Here is a 17207-nt window from a genome sequence, read left to right as displayed (position 1 = left end):
ATTCCGAACCCGGAAGTCAAGCCGTTCAGCGCCGATGGTACTGCAACCGGGAGGTTGTGGGAGAGTAGGACGTCGCCGGACATAACTTTCGTAAGGGCCGCCCCTTCTGGGGCGGCCCTTACTCTTTTCTCCACACACATACGTGCAGCGGAAGGCAGGCGCACCATGGCGGACGACCGCAAAAGCTCCAACCCCCGGGGAGGAGCCCGCGGCGGCAAGCCCGCCGGCGTCCGCACCTCTTCGAGCCGTGACAGCAAGCCGACGAGCAGCCGCAGTGGGAAGCCGTCGAGCAGCCGGGACGGCAAGCCCGCGAGCCGCGGCCCCAAGCGTGACGACGAGAAGCGTCCTTACAGCCGCGCGCGGCGCGACGACGCCGCAGGCACTCGCTCAGCGCAGGGTGGCGGTCGTCGCGGCGACTGGAAGGGCAAGCCCGGTGCGGACCGCACCGAGGACCGGACCGCGGACCAGAAGCGGTACGACGGGCCCGAGATCCCGGAGCACATCACCGGCAAGGAGCTGGACCGGTCCGTGCGCGACCAGCTGAAGTCGCTGCCGGAGAAGCTCGGCCTACGGGTGGCACGCCACCTCGCCGCGGCCGAGGAGGTCCTCGAGTCGGACCCGAGGACGGCGTACGAGCACACGCTGGCGGCACGGGCCCGCGCCGCCCGTCTCGCCGTGGTGCGGGAAGCCGTCGGTGAGGCCGCCTACGCGGCTGGGGAGTACGCCGAGGCGCTCGCCGAGCTGCGTGCCGCCAAGCGGATGAACGGCGCTCACGAGTACGTCGCGATCATGGCCGACTGCGAGCGCGCGCTCGGCCGGCCGGACCGCGCGCTGGCGCTGCTCAAGAACGCTCCGCGCGACAAGTTCTCGGCGCCGCTCACCGCGGAGACGGTGATCGTCGAGGCCGGCGCCCGTCGCGACCGCAAGGAGTACGACGCCGCGCTGCGCATCCTCGAGCAGTCCCCGCTGAACTCGAAGTCGCGCGCGCCGTGGGTGGCGCGGCTGCGCTACACCTACGCCGAGACGCTGCTGGAGGCCGGACGGCCCGCCGACGCGCTCGAGTGGTTCCACCGCACCGAGGCGATCGACACCGACGAGGTGACCGACGCCGGCGCGCGGGCGGCCGAGGTCGAGCGCACGCTGGCCCAGGGCTGACCCGTGACCGCCGGCTCGGGTCGCGTCCCGCTGCGGGCGGCGTACGACGTCGCGGTGCTCGACCTGGACGGTGTCGTCTACGTCGGCCCTGCCGCAGTGCCGGGGGCGGTCGACGCACTGGTTGGCGCCGAGGCCGCCGGGATGCACCTGGCGTTCGTCACCAACAACGCCTCCCGCCCGCCCGAGGACGTGGCCGCACACCTCCGCGAGCTGGGTATCCCGGCGAAGGACGGCGACGTCGTGACGAGTGCGCAGGCGGCTGCCCGGCTGATGGCGCGCGCGGTGCCGGCCGGCAGCAAGGTCTACGTGATCGGCGGCCCTGGGCTCGAGGCGGCGCTGCGTGAGCGCGGTCTGGTCCCGGTGACCTCGCCGGCCGACGGGCCCGTGGCGGTCGTGCAGGGGTTCGGGCCGGACATGCCGTGGCGGCGGGTGATCGACGGCGCCATCCTGGTCCAGAACGGCCTGCCCTGGGTCGCGAGCAACATCGACTCGACCGTGCCCACGCCGCGCGGCCCCGGTCCCGGCAACGGCGCCCTGGTGGACCTGGTCGCCCGGTTCTCGGGCCGGACCCCGGTGGTCGCCGGCAAGCCGGAGGCGGCGCTCTTCGAGGAGACGCTCGCCCGGGTCGGCGGCGAGCGTCCGCTGATGGTGGGCGACCGTCTCGACACCGACATCGACGGCGCGCTCGGCACGGGCTGGGACAGCCTGCTCGTGATGACCGGCGTGACCACGCTGGCCGACCTGGCCCGCCTACCCGCGGACCGCCGGCCGACGTACGTCGGCGCGGACCTCGGCTCTCTGGCGCTGCCGGCGCCCGAGCCCGTCGCCGAGGACGGCGTGATCCGGCTCGGCGGCTGGACCGCCCGGACGGACGGCGGACGCCTGGTCGTCTCCGGCGGCGGTGACCGGCACGACTGGTGGCCTGCCGTGGCCGCGGCGCTGTGGGCGTACCGCGACACGGCCGGCGCGGACGCCGACACCGCCGGCGTCCTCCCGCCCGGGTAGCGTTGCCCCCATGAGCGAGCAGTCCGGGTTCGAGCACACCGACGAGCCGGTCGACGAGTACGTCGACGAGCCCGACGAAGCCGTCGTCACCGGGACCGGCCACCCGGCTGTCGACGAGGTGCTCCGCTCGCTGGAGGGGCTCTCCGACGAGCCGGTCGACGAGCACGTCGCCGTCTTCGAGCAGGCCCACGACCAGCTCCGGCGCACGCTCTCCGGTGCCGGCGACGAGTAGCGGGACACCCAGCAGATGCCACCGCGCCGTCTGCGGCTGGACGCCGAGCTCGTCCGTCGCGGCCTGGCCCGCTCCCGCGACCACGCCGCCGAGCTGATCGCCGCCGGCCGGGTCACCGTCAACGCGCAGCGCGCCACCAAGCCCGCGACCGGGGTGACCACGGACGCCGACCTGGTCGTCCGCCAGGACCCGGACCGGCCGGACTACGTCAGCCGCGGCGGGCACAAGCTCGCCGGGGCGCTCGCCGCCTTCTCCGAGCACGGTCTCACCGTGGCCGGGCGGCGCTGCCTCGACGCGGGCGCGTCCACCGGGGGCTTCACCGACGTGCTGCTGCGTGCCGGCGCGGCGCAGGTCGTCGCCGTCGACGTCGGTTACGGCCAGCTGGCATGGTCGTTGCAGTCAGACGAGCGCGTCGTCGTGCACGACCGGACGAACATCCGTGAGCTCACCCCCGAGCTGATCGGGGGACCGGTCGACCTGGTGGTCGGCGATCTCTCCTTCATCTCGCTCCGGCTGGTCCTCGACGCGCTGCTCGGCGTGACCGACCCCGACGGCGACCTCGCGCTGATGGTGAAGCCGCAGTTCGAGGTCGGCAAGGAACGGCTCGGCAAGGGCGGGGTCGTCCGGGAGGCGGCGTACCGGGTGGACGCGGTGACCGGGGTCGCCCGGGCCGCCGCCGAACGGGGCTGGGGCGCGGTCGGGGTGGCGGTCAGCCCGCTGCCCGGTCCGTCCGGGAACGTGGAGTACTTCCTCTGGCTGCGGCGTGGCGAGGCCACGATCGGGGACGAGGAGATCGCCACCGAGGTGAGCCGTTCCGCCGCCCTGTCCGACCCGGATGAGAGGCTGTGACGCGTGACGACGACCGAGGGTGAGCGGCGGATCCTCCTGCTCGCGCACACCGGGCGCGAGGACGCGCTGAAGGTGGCGCGCCAGGTGGTCTCCTCGCTGCGCAGCCACGGCCTGCTGGTGCGGGTCCTCGCCGAGGAGGCCGCGGAGCTCGGCCTGTCCGCCGACGACGGCATCGAGCCGGTCGCCGAGGAGGAAGCGGCCACCGGCTGCGAGCTCGCCGTGGTCATCGGCGGCGACGGCACGATCCTGCGCGCCGCCGAGCTGACGCATGCCGCCGGGACCCCGGTGCTCGGCGTCAACCTGGGCCACGTCGGCTTCCTCGCCGAGGCCGAGAGCGAGGACGTCGAGGCGACCATCGAGGCGATCGTCGAGCGTCGCTACACCGCCGAGGACCGGCTCACCATCGACGTCGCGGTGTACCAGGGCAAGGAGCTGGTCACCGAGACCTGGGCGCTCAACGAGGCCAGCGTCGAGAAGGCCGCCCGGCAGCGGATGCTCGAGGTCGTCGTCGAGGTCGACGGACGGCCGCTCAGCCGGTGGGGCTGCGACGGTGTCGTGTGCGCGACCCCGACCGGCTCGACCGCCTACAACTTCTCCGCCGGCGGACCGGTGGTCTGGCCGGGGGTCGACGCGCTGCTGATGGTGCCGATCAGCGCGCACGCGCTGTTCGCCCGCCCGCTCGTCGTCGCGCCCGACTCGGTCCTCGCCGTCGAGGTGCTCGCCCAGACCGAGGGTGCCGGCGTGCTCTGGTGCGACGGCCGCCGCACGGTGGACCTGCCGCCGGGCGCCCGCATCGAGGTCCGCCGCGGCCGCACCCCGGTCCGGCTCGCCCGGCTGCACCAGGCTCCCTTCACCGACCGGCTGGTCGCGAAGTTCGATCTGCCGGTCGAGGGCTGGCGCGGCGCCTCCGAGCGCCGCAAGAACGGAGGTAGGCCGTGATCGAGGAGATCCGGATCAGCTCGCTCGGTGTCATCGACGAATCCGTTCTCGAGCTCGGTCCCGGGCTCAACGTCGTGACCGGCGAGACCGGCGCCGGCAAGACCATGCTGGTCACCGCGCTCGGTCTCCTGCTCGGCTCGCGGGCGGACGCCGGCGCGGTCCGCAGCGGCGCCAAGGCCGCCCGGGTGGAGGGGATCGTGGCCGTGGGGGAGGACCCCGCCCACCCGGTCGCCACGCGCACCGACGAGGTCGGCGGCGCGGTCGAGGACGGCGTCGTCGTACTGGCCCGGCAGCTCGCTGCCGAGGGTCGCTCGCGGGCGTTCCTCGGCGGTGCCTCCGTCCCGGTCGCGGCGCTCCAGGACGTCGCCGCCCACCTCGTCGCGGTGCACGGTCAGTCCGACCAGCACCGCCTGCTCCAGGCCGAGGCGCAGCGGGCCGCGGTGGACGGCTACGCCGGCAGCACCGTCGCCACGCTCAAGAAGACCTACGCCGATCTGTTCGGCCGGTTGCGCGCGGTCGAGGCCGAGCTGGCCGAGGTCGTCGGCGCCGCCCGCGAACGGGCCCGCGAGGCCGACGTGCTCCGGCTGGGCCTCGGCGAGATCGAGTCCGTCGCCCCGGAAGCCGGCGAGGACGTCCGGCTCGCGGCCGAGGAGTCCCGGCTCGGGTTCGCCGACACGCTGCGCACCGCCGCAGAGCTGGCCCGCGAGGCGCTCTCCGCCGAGCAGGAGGCGCCGGACGCGCTCGGCGCCGTCGCTGCGGCCCGCCGGGCGCTGGAGTCGGTGCGCGAGCACGACGAGGAGGCCGGCCGGCTCGCGGACCGCGTCGCCGAGGTCAGCTACCTGCTCTCCGACGTGGCCGCCGACGTGGCGTCGTACGCGAGCGGGCTGGAGACCGACCCGGCCCGCCTGGCGACCGTCTCCGAGCGCCGGGCCGCGCTGACCGCGCTGACCCGGAAGTACGGCGAGACCGTCGACGAGGTGCTCGCCTGGGCGGCGATCTCCTCCGAGCGGCTGCTCGGCCTCGACAATTCCGAGACCCGCGCCGAGGAGCTTCGCGGCGAGCGGGCCGCGCTGCGCTCCGAGCTGGCGGCCGCGGCCGACCGGCTCAGCAAGGCCCGGCGCAAGGCCGGCAGCGCCCTGGCCGCCGCGGTCAGCGACGAGCTGACCGCCCTGGCGATGCCGCACGCCCGGGTGGCGATCGAGCTCACCCGCACCCCCGACGTCGAGGGTCTCGAGGTCGACGGCGGCACCTGGCGCTTCACCGCGCACGGCATCGACCAGATCGAGATCCTGCTCGCCGCCAACACCGGCGCGGAGCCGCGCCCGCTCGGCAAGGGCGCCTCCGGGGGCGAGCTGTCCCGGGTGATGCTGGCGATCGAGGTCGTCCTCGCCGGGACCAGCCCGGTCCCGACCTTCGTCTTCGACGAGGTGGATGCGGGCGTCGGCGGCAAGGCGGCCGTCGAGATCGGCCGCCGCCTCGCCGCGCTGGCCGCCTCCGCCCAGGTCCTCGTCGTCACCCACCTCCCGCAGGTGGCCGCGTTCGCCGACCGGCACGTCGTGGTGCAGAAGGCCAGCGACGGTCGGGTGACCACCTCCGGGCTGGAGGTCCTCGACGACGCCGGCCGGGTCCGCGAGCTCTCCCGGATGCTCGCCGGCATGGAGGCCTCGGAGACGGCGATGGCGCACGCGCAGGAGCTGCTCGACGTCGCGCAGGAAGCCCGGGCCGCCCGCGGCTGACGACATGCCCGACCCGGCCACCTGCACGATCTCGGTCCGGCGCCGTGTGACGATTCCCCGGTCATGAGCTTCCCCAAGCGACGTACTCCCGAACCTGCCGTCCCGGGTCACCGCGCCACCCTGCGCAGCCACCGCGATCTCGGCACCCTGATCAGCCGTGTCGAGGAGGGCGACATCGTCGCCCTCGAGCGACGCGACCTGGACGCCACCACCGCGCGGGCCCTGGCCGACCGCAAGCCGTACGCCGTGATCAACGGCGCCGAGTTCATCTCGGGTCGGTTCGCGAACCTCGGCCCGAGGCTGCTCGCCGACGCCGGCGTGCTGCTCCTCGAGGCCGACCCCGCACGGGTGCGCGGGCTGACCGACGGCGCCGAGGTACGCCTCGACGGCACCACCCTGTACGCCGGCGCGCTGGTCGCCGCCGACGTCCGGGTGCTGCACCCCGAGGAGATCGCCGGCCGGATGGACGACGCCCGCAGCGGCCTCGCCGACCAGCTCGCGACCTTCGCGCACACCGCCAGCGAGCTCGTCCGCCGCGAGGAGGGCCTGCTGCTGCACGGCACCGGGGCCCCGGCGCTGCGGACCCCGCTGGAGGGCCGCACCGTCGTGGTGGTCGGGCCGACCGCGACCGAGGCCGACCTGGCCCGGCTGCGCACCTTCCTGCGCGAGCAGAAGCCGGTGCTGATCGGCGTCGACGCCGGTGCGGACCTGCTCGCCCGGAAGCGGAAGCGTCCGGCGGTCGTCGTCCTGTCCGGGCCCGGACGGGTCGAGGACAAGACCCTCGACCGGGCCGACGAGGTCGTGCTCACCGGGGGCGGCGAGGCCGCCCGCAAGCGGATCGAGCAGCGCAACCTGCCGGTGCACACCGTCGCGACCGGGATCGGCGCGCTCGACGTCGGCCTGCTGCTCGCGCACCTCGGGGGCGCCCGGCTGGTGGTGCCCGTGGGCGCCCACGGCACGCTCGAGGAGTTCATCGACCGCGGTCGCGGCGACCAGGCCAGTGCCGTCCTCACCCGGCTCCGGCTCGGGGCCACGCTGGTGGAGGCCGACGCCGTTCCGCTGCTCTACACCGGCCGGGTCCGCCCGGCGCACCTCGTCGTCCTGCTGCTGATCGCACTCGCCGTGCTCGCCTTCACGATCGTGGCGACACCGATCGGCAACGAGTGGTGGCACGACCTGCGCGGGGGATTCTGATGAAGCCGTGGATGCTGCGCACCGCCATCGGCGTGCTCGTGCTCGCCTTCGGGATCGCGCTCGGGGCCGGACCGTTGCAGAAGAGCGCCGAGCAACGCGACCGGGATCTCGACCGGGCGCGCGCCGGCGCCGCTCGCGCGGAGGACCAGGTCGCGGCGCTGAGTGCCGCGGCCGAGTTCGCCACCGCCTACTCCGACGAGACCGCGCCGGCACTGGTCGCCGGGAAGCTGGCCGGACGCACCGTCACCCTGGTGGCGCTGCCCGGGGCCGACCAGGCGCAGGTCGACGCGCTGCGCGCCCTGCTGGTCTCCGCCGGCGCGAAGGTCACCGCGGAGGCGCGCGTCGAGCCGGCGGCGGTCGATCCGTCCGGGCGTTCGCTCGTCGACGCGCTCACCAACCAGCTCGCCGCCCAGAACAAGGCGCTCGGGATCCCGGTCAGCGCCACCGGCTACGAACGGCTCGGCACCGTCCTCGCACGCGCCATCGGGGCCGACCCCGGCGCCGGGCCCGGCGGGTCGGCGTACGACCAGACCGCGGTGGGCCTGGTCTCGGGCCTGCAGGCCGCCGGTCTGGTGAAGGTGTCGACAGCCTCGCCCCGCGGCCAGCTCGCGGTCTTCGTGGCCGGTCCGCCGGCGAAGTCCGCGTCGGCGGCGGGGGAGAACGCGGTACCGGTGGCGCTGATGCGGGCGTTCGGCGCGCGGGTGCCGACGGTGCTGGCGGGAACGTCCGCGTCGGCGGGCGAACGCGGGGTCCTGGGGACGCTGCGCGGGGACACGACCGCGACCGCAACGGTCAGCGGGGTGGACAGCCTGGAGACGCCGATGGGCCGGGTCGCGACGGTGCTCGCGCTGGCGGCACGGGTCGGCGGCAAGATCGGCCAGTACGGCGCCGTGGACGCGACGGGCGGACCGGTCCCGCCGAGCTGACCGGCATCCGGACGCCCCTGCGGGGGCGGCTAGATTGGCGTCACCCCACTGTGACGGAGGCCACTCGTGATCGTTCCCTTCAGCGCTGCCGACTTCCTCGACCGGGCCCTGGCGGTCTACCGCGAGCGGATCGGCGTGCACGACGAGCCGGACCAGCCCGCTCCGTCGCTCGGTGACCTGACCTACGCCGAGCTCGGCGAGAAGGCGCGGCAGATGGCCGCGAAGCACGACAGCCTGGGCCTCGAGGTCGGGGACCGGGTCGCCTTCGTCTCGCACAACAGCGCCCGCCTGCTGAGCGCGTTCTTCGGCGTCTGCGGCTACGGCCGGGTGCTGGTCCCGGTGAACTTCCGGCTCTCCGCCGAGGAGGTCGCCTACATCGTCGAGCACAGCGGCGCCCGGGTGCTGTACGTCGACCCGGAGCTGGTCGACGCCCTCGCCGGGGTGGAGTGCGAGCACAAGTTCGTGATCGGCCAGGACGAGGAGCTCTACCTGCCGGGTGTCGAGCCGCGGGCGTGGGAGCACGACGAGAACGCGACCGCGACGATCAACTACACCTCCGGGACGACCGCCCGCCCCAAGGGTGTGCAGATCACCCACCGCAACATCTGGACCAACGCGGTCACCTTCGCGCTGCACGCCGGGGTCACCGACCGCGACGTCTACCTGCACACGCTTCCGCAGTTCCACGCCAACGGCTGGGGGATGCCGTTCGCGATGACCGGCATGGGCGTCCCGCACGTCATCCTCCGCAAGATCGACGGCGCCGAGATCCTCCGCCGGGTCGAGAAGCACGGCGTCACCGTGATGTGCGCGGCACCCGCCGTCGTGAACTCGGTGCTCGAGGCGGCCGCCGGCTGGGACGGGGAGGTCCCCGGCCGGGACAAGGTCAGGATCATCTGCGCCGGCGCTCCGCCGCCGACCAGGACGATCGTGCGGGTGCAGGAGGAGCTGGGCTGGGAGTTCATCCAGATCTACGGCCTGACCGAGACCTCGCCGCTGCTCACCATCAACCGCACCCGGGCCGAGTGGGACGACCTCTCGGCCGAGGACCGGGCGTCCCGGCTGGTGCGCGCGGGGGCGCCGGCGATCGGCGTGACCCTCCAGGTCGATCCGCAGGGCGAGGTGCTGGCCCGCTCCAACGTGGTGCTCGAGGGGTACTGGGACCAGCCGGAGGAGACCGAGCGCGCGCTCGCCGGCGGCTGGTTCCACACCGGCGACGGCGGCGTGATCGGCGAGGACGGCTACCTGACCATCCAGGACCGCAAGAAGGACGTCATCATCACCGGCGGCGAGAACGTGTCCTCGATCGAGGTGGAGGACGTCATCTTCTCCCACCCCGACGTCGCCGAGGTCGCGGTGATCGGCGTCCCGGACGAGAAGTGGGGCGAGACGATCAAGGCGCTGGTGGTGAAGGCCGAGGGGTCGGCGCTCACCGAGGCCGAGCTGATCGCGTACTGCAAGTCCAAGGTGGCCGGCTACAAGGCGCCGACGACGGTGGAGTTCCGCGAGGTGCTCGCCCGGACGGCGACCGGCAAGCTGCAGAAGTTCAAGCTGCGGGCGCCGTACTGGGAGGGGCGCGACCGCCAGGTCAACTAGGACGCGCCCGCCCACCGGTAGCCTGCGGCCATGCGACTCGCCGACGTCACCGCCCTGGTGGAGGGCTGGTACCCGCCGCACCGCGCCGACGACTGGGACGCGGTCGGGCTGGTGTGCGGCGACCCGGACGCCGAGGTGCGCCGGATCGTGCTGGCCGTGGACCCGGTGCAGGCGGTCGCCGACGAGGCGGTCGCGCGGGACGCGGACCTGGTGATCGTGCACCACCCGCTGTACCTCAAGGGCACCTCCACGGTCGCGGCCACCACCGCGAAGGGGCGCGTCGTGCACCGGCTCGTCTCGTCGGGCTGCGGGCTGCTCACCGCGCACACCAACGCCGACGCCCCGGCCGGCGGGGTGAGCGCGTCGATCGCGCTCGCGCTCGGCCTGACCGGGACCCGGCCGCTGGCACCCGACCCGGCCGAGCCGCGCGACAAGGTCGTCGTCTTCGTCCCGGTCGCCGACGCCGACCGGGTCCGGACCGCGATCACCGGCGCCGGGGCCGGTGCCATCGGCGACTACGACTCGGCGAGCTTCAGCACCCCGGGGGAGGGCCGGTTCCGGCCACTGCCGGGCGCGAACCCCGCGATCGGCGCGGTCGGCCACCTCGAGGTCGTCGAGGAGGTACGGGTCGAGGCGATCCTGGACCGCCGGCTGCGGGAGCAGGTCGTCGCCGCCCTGGTCGCGGCGCACCCCTACGAGGAGCCCGCGTACGACGTCGTACCGCTGGCCTCGCTCCCGGACCCCGACCACGGGTCGGGGCGGATCGGCACGCTGCCGGAGGCGACCACGCTGCGCGGCTTCGCCGAGCTGGTCGCCCGCACGTTCCCGGAGACCGCCCACGGCGTCCGCGTCGCCGGCGACCCGGACCGGCCGGTGTCGACCGTCGCGCTCTGCGGCGGGGCCGGTGACTTCCTGCTCGACCGGGCCCGCGCGGCCGGCGCGGACGTCTACCTGACCTCCGACCTGCGGCACCACCCGGCGTCGGAGTCGGGCGAGAACGGCGGCCCCGCGCTGGTCGACATCGCGCACTGGGCGGCCGAGTGGATGTGGCTCCCGGTACTCCGGGATCGGCTGCTGGTCGCCCTGGGCGATACGGTGGACGTCCACGTCAGCACGATCAACACAGACCCGTGGTCCTTCCGGGTCTGATCCGACCGAGGAGCCCGCACTGAAAGCCGACCCGTTTGTCCAGTTGAAGCTGCTCGACGTGCAGGAGCTCGACTCGCGCCTCGACCGGCTGCGCCACCAGCTCGCCACGATCCCGGAGGCGACCGCGCTGGCCGAGCTGATGCGCGGCCGGTCCGACGTCGACGACGCCGCCCGGGACCTCCGGGTCGCCGTCGCGGACCTCACCGAGGAGCAGAAGCGCGCCGACGCCGACGTCGAGCAGGTCAAGGCCCGCCGCGAGCGCGACCAGGGCATGGTCGACGCCGGCTCCATCAGCGACCCGAAGGCACTGCAGCGGATGCTCGGCGAGCTGGAGTCGCTGCAGCGCCGCATCTCCGACCTCGAGGACGTCGAGATCGACGTGATGGAGCGCCTGGAGACGGCCCAGGCCGAGCTCGAGCACCGGGAGGCGGCGCTCGCCAAGATCGACCGCGAGGCCGAGGCGCTGGAGCGCACCCGGGCGGACCGGGCCCGCGAGATCGAGACCGACCTCGAGAAGGTGCTGGCCGAGCGCCAGGCCGGGGCTTCGGGCCTGCCCGACGACCTGATGGCGCTCTACGAGAAGCTCCGGGCGTCCAAGGGCGGGACCGGTGCCGCGGCGCTGCGCCGCCGCGAGTGCGAGGGCTGCCGGCTCACCCTGAACGCGTCCGACCTGGCGGTGATCGCGGCCAAGCCGGTCGACGAGGTGGTCCGGTGCGAGGAGTGCGACCGGATCCTCGTGCGCACCTCCGAGTCAGGTCTGTGACCGACGGATTCTCCGAGGTCACCGCGGTCGTCGTCGAGGCCGACGGGGCCTCCCGGGGCAACCCGGGGCCGGCGGCGTACGGGGCGGTGCTGAAGGACGCGGCCACGGGGGTCGTCCTCGCCGAGCGCGGTGAGCGGATCGGGGTGGCCTCCAACAACGTCGCCGAGTACCAGGGCCTGATCGCGGGCCTGGAGATGGCCGTCGAGCTGGTGCCGCAGGCGTCGGTCGAGGTCCGGATGGACTCCAAGCTGGTCGTCGAGCAGATGTCCGGCAACTGGAAGATCAAGCACCCGTCGATGCGGCCGCTCGCGGCCCGGGCGCAGGCGCTCGCGCCGTCCGGGACCGTCTACACCTGGGTGCCGCGTGCCGAGAACGGGCACGCCGACCGGCTCGGCAACGAGGCCCTCGACGGGACGCTCGCGCCCGGGGTGCACGTGGTCGTCGGCGCCGTTGCCGACGAGGTCGCCGAGGACGTCGCCGAGGACGTCGCCGGGGAGCGCGACCAGACGCAGCCCGGCGGTGGCTGGATGCCGCCGACGGATCCGCCGACCACGCTGATCCTGGTCCGCCACGGCGTCACCGACCACACCGCGAAGCGGCTCTTCTCGGGCGGGCTCGGCGGCGCGAACCCCGGCCTGAACGACGAGGGCCGGGCGCAGGTGCGCGCCACCGGCGACTGGCTGGCGCCGTTGGCCGACCAGGTCGACGCGCTGATCTCCTCGCCGGTCCGGCGGACCCGGGAGTCCGCGGAGATCCTGGCCGAGCGGTTCGCCAAGCCGGTGCTGGTCGAGGACGGCGTGGCCGAGATGGAGTTCGGGCTCTGGGACGGGCTCAGCTTCGCCGAGATCCAGGAGCGCTACCCCGACGACCTGTCGGCGTGGCTCGGCAACCTCGACGTGGCACCGAGCGGGGGAGAGTCGTTCCGCGAGGTCGAGGCCCGGGTCCTGGAGGGCCGCGACCGGATCCTCGCCGCGCACACCGGCCAGACCGTCGTCGTGGTCAGCCACGTGACGCCGATCAAGACGCTGGTCGCGGACGCGGTCGGGGCACCGCTGGACGCGCTCTACAAGATGGAGCTGTCGCCGGCCTCCGTCACGGTGATCTCGTACTTCCGAGGGGCCACACCTCAAGGGGATGGCGGCAACGAGCGGTTGTCGAATCTTCGGCTGTTCAACGGGCGGCCCACGGACGCGCCGCTGTAGGTTGCGCGCATGCCGCGTACCTCCCCGAGAACGTACTTCGTCGCCCGCTACGACTTCCGCGCACCCGGCGCCGACCGCGCCACCCGCCAGGAGATCTTCGCCCGCTCGCTGGAGCAGGCGGCGTACGTGGAGAGCCACGGGTTCGCCTCGCTGATGGTCTCCGAGCACCACGCCTCGGCGGACGGCTACCTGCCGAGCCCGATCCCGGTGGCGGCGGCGTTCGCGGCGCGCACCTCGCGGATCCCGATCGCCGTCTCGGCGCTGCTGCTCAACCTCTACGAGCCGATCCGGCTCGCCGAGGACATGGCGGTCCTCGACCACCTCTCCGGCGGCCGCGTGACGTACACCGTCGGGCTCGGCTACCGGCCCGAGGAGTACGCGCTTCACGGGCGCCCCTGGGAGTCCCGCGGGCAGGACGTCGAGGCCGCGATCGGCGTGCTGCAGCAGGCGTGGACCGGCGAGCCGTTCGAGTACGACGGCCGCACCGTCCAGGTGGTGCCGACGCCGTTCTCCGACCCGGGCCCGTTCCTCTTCTACGGCGGCGGCTCGAAGGCGGCCGCGCGCCGGGCGGCCCGGCTCGGACTCCCGTTCGCGCCGCAGGGGCAGTCGCCCGAGCTCGTCGCGCTTTACCAGGAGGAGTGCCGGGCGCACGGACGCGAACCCGGCATGGTGATCCAGCCGCCGGCCGGCGGTCCTGCGAACGTCTTCTGCGCCGAGGACCCGGACAAGTTCTGGGACGCCTACGGGGAGCACCTGCTGGCCGACGCCACCGGGTACGAGGCCTGGAGGCAGCCGGGCAGCACGGTCAGCCATGTCCGCGACGTCTCCACCACGGTGGAGGAGATGCGTGCCGCCGGCGTGTACGTGGTGCTCAGTCCGGAGGAGATGATCGACCGGGCGAGGTCCGGTGAACTGCGGCTGATCACGACGCACCCGGCTTGCGGGGGCCTGCCCGCCGAGCCGTCCTGGGAGAGCCTGAAGCTGATCTGCGAGGTCGTGAAGCCCGAGCTCGGGTGATTCTTACTGCTACCTCGCCGAGGACGACCCGGACCAGGTGCGTGCCGCCCGTCGGCTGCTGGCCACGCTGAGCGAGGAGAACCGCGGCTTCGTCGCACTGACCGTCGTCGCCGAGCTGCACTGGGTGCTCAGCCGCTCGTTCCGGCTCCCCGCCGAGCAGGTTGCTCGCGCCTTCGACCTGCTGATGGCTTCGTCCGAGATCGACATCGAGGACGGCGAGTCGGTCGGCGAGGCGCTGGAGCACGCCCGCGCGGGTGAGGCCTGTGCCTCAGAGGTCGGTGACGACCACGTCGAGCTGAGTGCCCAGCCCCCCTGAACGGCTCTGCTTCGGTTCGCCGACCTCGACGGTCCAGCCGAGGTCGCGCAGCTGCTCGGCGAAAGCGGCCGGAGTTCCCGGGGTGCCGCCGTCGGTCAGCATCGCCCGCACGATCCTGCCCTTGGTGGCCTTGTTGAAGTGGCTGACCACCTTGCGGGTGCCGTTGTGCTCGTGGAGCACACGCACGGTCGCGACCTTCCGGCCGATCTCGGGGGAGGGCCGCCAGAAGCCGGCGTACGTGCCGGAGCGGAGGTCGACGACCAGGCCGGAGCCGGCGGCCTCGGTGAGCACCGGCTCCAGGAACGGCTTCCAGTAGGAGCTCACGATGCCGGCGCCGGGCAGGTTGGTGTCGCCGGAGAGCCGGTACGCCGGGATCCGGTCGCTCGGCCGCACCACACCGAACAGCGACGACATCACGCCGAGCCAGCGGGTGGCGCGCCGGCGGGCGCTCGCGTCGAGGCCGGCCAGGTCGAGGGCGTCGTACAGGACGCCGGTGTAGATCCTGTCCGCGCGTGCCGTCGGCGCCGTCCGCAGTGCGGCGTTGCGCTCGACCAGGTCGGCCTGGGTGGGTCCGAGCCCGAGCGCGGCGGCGGTCCCGGCGGGGTCCTCGGCCGACGCGGTGACGAGAAGGTCGAGCATCCGCGCCCGCGGCTCGGTGAGCGCGCGCAGGTCCAGCGCGCCGAGGTCGAGGTGGGCGCCCCGGGCCGGGGCGGACTTGCCTTCGGACGGAGGGAGCAGGATCAGCACCGCGCAAGCCTAAGGAGCAGCCTGCCCGCCGGCTGCATAGGGTGGCACCGGTAGCACCCCCGACCCTCCCGGAGGTATCTCGTGAGCAGCCGCGTCCTGCGGGTCCGCCACCCCGTCGCGACCCTGGAGGACGGCATCGCCGCGATCCGGACCGAGCAGAAGCTCGACCCCGACTTCCCGGCCGAGGTGCTCGCCGCCGCGGAGGCCGCCGCGGCCGAGCCCCGGCTCCCGGACCTGGACCGCACCGACCTGCCGTTCGTCACCATCGACCCGCCGGGCTCGATGGACCTCGACCAGGCGCTGCACCTGGAGCGCGACCCCGCCGGCGCGGGCTACGTGGTCCACTACGCGATCGCCGACGTGGCCGCGTTCGTCGAGCCCGGCAGCCCGGTCGACGTCGAGGCGCGGCAGCGCGGCGAGTCCCTCTACGGCGCGGACGGCAAGATCCCGCTGCACCCGCCGGTGCTCTCCGAGGGCGCGGCGTCGCTGCTGCCCGACCAGGTGCGGCCGGCCTTCCTCTGGACCGTGAACCTCGACGCCGACGGCGTGCAGACGGCGGCGAAGGTCGAGCGGGCCCGGGTGCGATCGGTGGCCAGGCTCGACTACGCAGGGGTGCAGCAGGAGGTCGACCGCGGCGAGCCCCGGGAGGTGCTGGCCCTGCTCCGGGAGGTCGGGCAGCTCCGCGAGAAGCAGGAGGCCCTGCGGGGCGGGGTCAGCCTGCCGCTGCCCGAGCAGGAGGTCGACTGCTCGACGAACCCGTGGACCCTGGAGTTCCGGGCGGTGCTGCCGGCGGAGGGCTGGAACGCCCAGATCTCGCTGCTCACCGGGATGGCCGCCGCGCAGATCATGCTCGCCGGCCGGGTGGGCATCCTGCGCACCCTGCCCCCGGCGGACCCGGAGGCGGTCAAGCGGCTGCGGCGTACGGCGCGCGCGCTGCACATCGACTGGCCGGAGGCCCAGGACTACCCGGAGTTCCTGCGCTCCCTCGACCCGGCGAAGCCGCAGCACCTGGCGATGGTCACCGCGGCCACGAGCCTGCTCCGCGGCGCCGGGTACGTCGACTTCGACGGCGCCGTGCCCGAGCAGCCGCTGCACGCGGCGGTCGCCGCCGCCTACGCCCACGTCACCGCGCCGCTGCGCCGGCTCGTCGACCGGTTCGGGCTCGAGGTGTGCGCCGCCCTGTGCGCCGGTACGCCGGTCCCGCAGTGGGCCCGCGACGGGCTCCGGGAGCTGCCGGACACGATGGCCCGCTCGGGCCGGCGAGCCAGTGCCTACGAGAACGCCGTGCTCAACCTGGTCGAGGCGGCCAGCCTCGCCGGGCGGGTGGGGGAGCGTTTCGACGGCGTCGTCGTCGAGGCCGACCACGACGACCCCCGCAAGGGCGACGCGATCGTCCGCGAGCCGGCGGTGAGCGCCCCGGTGTCCAGCAGCGGACCGCTCCCGGTCGGCGAGGAGATCGCGATGACCCTGTCCGAGGCCGACGTGGTCACCCGCAAGGTGCGCTTCACGGTCCAGCGCTCCGGCTAGGCGAGCCGGGTCACCTGGACGTCGACGAACATCGACGAGGCGCCGGCACCGGTGAAGATCCCCGACAGCGGGCGCACGTCCGCGTAGTCGCGACCGACGGCCACCACGACGTGGCGCTCGTTCTGGGCGGTGTCGTTCGTCGGGTCGAAGCCGTGCCAACCGCCGTCCCACCACTCCACCCAGGCGTGCGACTCCCCGCTGACGGTCTCGCCGACCGCCGGGTCCTTGCCCGGGTGCAGGTAGCCGGAGACGTAGCGCGCCGGGATGCCGACCTGACGCAGCCCGCCGATGACCAGGTGCGCCATGTCCTGGCAGACACCGGCCTGCCGGGCCCAGGAGTCGGCGGCGCGACCGGAGACGTCGGTCGAGCCGACGACGTAGTCGACCTCGTCGTGGATCAGCGAGCAGATGCTGCGGGCCGCCTTGTCCGGGTCGGCGCAGTGCGCGGCGATCTCGGTGTACATCTCGGCCAGGTCGGCCGGTGCGGCGACCCGGTCGTCGATCCCGAGGAACTCGGTGAACCGGTCGGCGACGGCGGGGCTGCGGAGCTCGTCCCAGGACAGCCGCGGCGCGGCCGTACCGTGCGGCTCGGTGTGCACGGTCGAGGTCGCGCTCACGGTCAGCGTGTCGTGCGGGTCGAGCACCTCGAACGCCGTCACCTGGGTTCCCCAGTAGTCGCGGTAGCTCCAGGTCCACGGCGCCGGGTGCACGTCCAGCCGGGCGTGCACGACGATCTGGCCGGCGTGGGTCTGCGGGGTCAGCCGGGCCTCGTTGTACGACGCCGCCGCCCCGCCCTCGTAGGCGAAGCCGGTCGTGTGCACCACCTTGAGCTGCATCCTGACTCCTCTCCGGCC

General features: G+C 74.0%; 17 protein-coding genes and 1 rRNA gene. 16 read left to right on the top strand and 2 right to left on the bottom strand.

The features are described from left to right. The 15 genes from rrf to AB4Y76_RS13275 form a co-directional block, all read left to right on the top strand. A 5S ribosomal RNA gene (gene rrf / locus AB4Y76_RS13345) occupies positions 1-81 on the top strand; the annotation flags it as partial. 84 nt (positions 82-165) lie between these two features. Then, positions 166-1155, top strand: coding sequence for a tetratricopeptide repeat protein (locus AB4Y76_RS13340; protein WP_441926008.1), 990 nt, complete (start codon positions 166-168; stop codon positions 1153-1155). Positions 1156-1158: 3 nt separating this feature from the next. Beyond that, complete coding sequence (locus AB4Y76_RS13335) at positions 1159-2160, top strand: HAD-IIA family hydrolase (protein ID WP_441926006.1); 1002 nt, start codon at positions 1159-1161, stop codon at positions 2158-2160. A 10-nt stretch (positions 2161-2170) separates the two neighbouring features. Beyond that, on the top strand, positions 2171-2392 hold the full coding sequence (locus AB4Y76_RS13330; RefSeq protein ID WP_441926004.1) for a hypothetical protein: 222 nt from the start codon (positions 2171-2173) through the stop codon (positions 2390-2392). Between the two features lie 15 nt (positions 2393-2407). Then, complete coding sequence (locus AB4Y76_RS13325) at positions 2408-3241, top strand: TlyA family RNA methyltransferase (RefSeq protein ID WP_441926002.1); 834 nt, start codon at positions 2408-2410, stop codon at positions 3239-3241. A gap of 3 nt (positions 3242-3244) precedes the next feature. Then, positions 3245-4180, top strand: coding sequence for an NAD kinase (locus AB4Y76_RS13320; RefSeq protein WP_441926000.1), 936 nt, complete (start codon positions 3245-3247; stop codon positions 4178-4180). After that, positions 4177-5916, top strand: coding sequence for a DNA repair protein RecN (recN, locus tag AB4Y76_RS13315; RefSeq protein ID WP_441925998.1), 1740 nt, complete (start codon positions 4177-4179; stop codon positions 5914-5916). Before AB4Y76_RS13320 ends, recN begins: the two co-directional genes overlap by 4 nt. Positions 5917-5979: 63 nt before the next feature. Continuing rightward, positions 5980-7110 (top strand): putative cytokinetic ring protein SteA, encoded by a 1131-nt coding sequence (gene steA, locus AB4Y76_RS13310; protein ID WP_441925996.1) that lies wholly within the window; start codon positions 5980-5982, stop codon positions 7108-7110. Then, positions 7110-8036 carry a copper transporter gene (locus tag AB4Y76_RS13305; protein WP_441925994.1) on the top strand — a complete coding sequence of 309 codons (927 nt, stop codon included), beginning with the start codon at positions 7110-7112 and terminating at the stop codon, positions 8034-8036. Before steA ends, AB4Y76_RS13305 begins: the two co-directional genes overlap by 1 nt. Positions 8037-8102: 66 nt before the next feature. Continuing rightward, complete coding sequence (locus AB4Y76_RS13300; protein WP_441925992.1) at positions 8103-9632, top strand: AMP-binding protein; 1530 nt, start codon at positions 8103-8105, stop codon at positions 9630-9632. A gap of 30 nt (positions 9633-9662) precedes the next feature. Beyond that, positions 9663-10781 carry a Nif3-like dinuclear metal center hexameric protein gene (locus tag AB4Y76_RS13295; RefSeq protein WP_441925990.1) on the top strand — a complete coding sequence of 373 codons (1119 nt, stop codon included), beginning with the start codon at positions 9663-9665 and terminating at the stop codon, positions 10779-10781. 43 nt (positions 10782-10824) lie between these two features. Beyond that, on the top strand, positions 10825-11544 hold the full coding sequence (locus AB4Y76_RS13290; RefSeq protein WP_441925988.1) for a zinc ribbon domain-containing protein: 720 nt from the start codon (positions 10825-10827) through the stop codon (positions 11542-11544). Then, positions 11541-12746 carry a bifunctional RNase H/acid phosphatase gene (locus tag AB4Y76_RS13285; protein ID WP_441925986.1) on the top strand — a complete coding sequence of 402 codons (1206 nt, stop codon included), beginning with the start codon at positions 11541-11543 and terminating at the stop codon, positions 12744-12746. The genes AB4Y76_RS13290 and AB4Y76_RS13285 overlap by 4 nt, the downstream gene beginning before the upstream one ends. Before the next feature lie 9 nt (positions 12747-12755). Beyond that, positions 12756-13763 carry an LLM class flavin-dependent oxidoreductase gene (locus tag AB4Y76_RS13280; protein WP_441925984.1) on the top strand — a complete coding sequence of 336 codons (1008 nt, stop codon included), beginning with the start codon at positions 12756-12758 and terminating at the stop codon, positions 13761-13763. 37 nt (positions 13764-13800) lie between these two features. Beyond that, positions 13801-14079: a hypothetical protein gene (locus tag AB4Y76_RS13275; protein ID WP_441925982.1), complete on the top strand. Its 279-nt coding sequence runs from the start codon at positions 13801-13803 to the stop codon at positions 14077-14079. Here the strand turns inward: AB4Y76_RS13275 and yaaA are convergent. Further along, positions 14032-14826 (bottom strand): peroxide stress protein YaaA, encoded by a 795-nt coding sequence (gene yaaA / locus AB4Y76_RS13270; RefSeq protein ID WP_441925980.1) that lies wholly within the window; start codon positions 14824-14826, stop codon positions 14032-14034. The two genes, AB4Y76_RS13275 and yaaA, sit on opposite strands and share 48 nt — an antisense overlap. Before the next feature lie 81 nt (positions 14827-14907). On the opposite strand from yaaA, the gene AB4Y76_RS13265 reads away from it, so the two are divergent. Further along, on the top strand, positions 14908-16353 hold the full coding sequence (locus AB4Y76_RS13265; RefSeq protein WP_441925978.1) for an RNB domain-containing ribonuclease: 1446 nt from the start codon (positions 14908-14910) through the stop codon (positions 16351-16353). On the opposite strand, the gene AB4Y76_RS13260 is transcribed toward AB4Y76_RS13265, so the two are convergent. Further along, complete coding sequence (locus AB4Y76_RS13260) at positions 16350-17189, bottom strand: transglutaminase family protein (protein WP_441925977.1); 840 nt, start codon at positions 17187-17189, stop codon at positions 16350-16352. The genes AB4Y76_RS13265 and AB4Y76_RS13260 overlap by 4 nt on opposite strands. Positions 17190-17207: the final 18 nt, after the last annotated feature.

Source organism: Marmoricola sp. RAF53, from assembly GCF_052114005.1.
Lineage (GTDB): Bacteria > Actinomycetota > Actinomycetes > Propionibacteriales > Nocardioidaceae > Marmoricola.
Note: the sequence above shows the minus strand (reverse complement) of the source record. Positions and strands in the feature narration are given on the sequence as shown.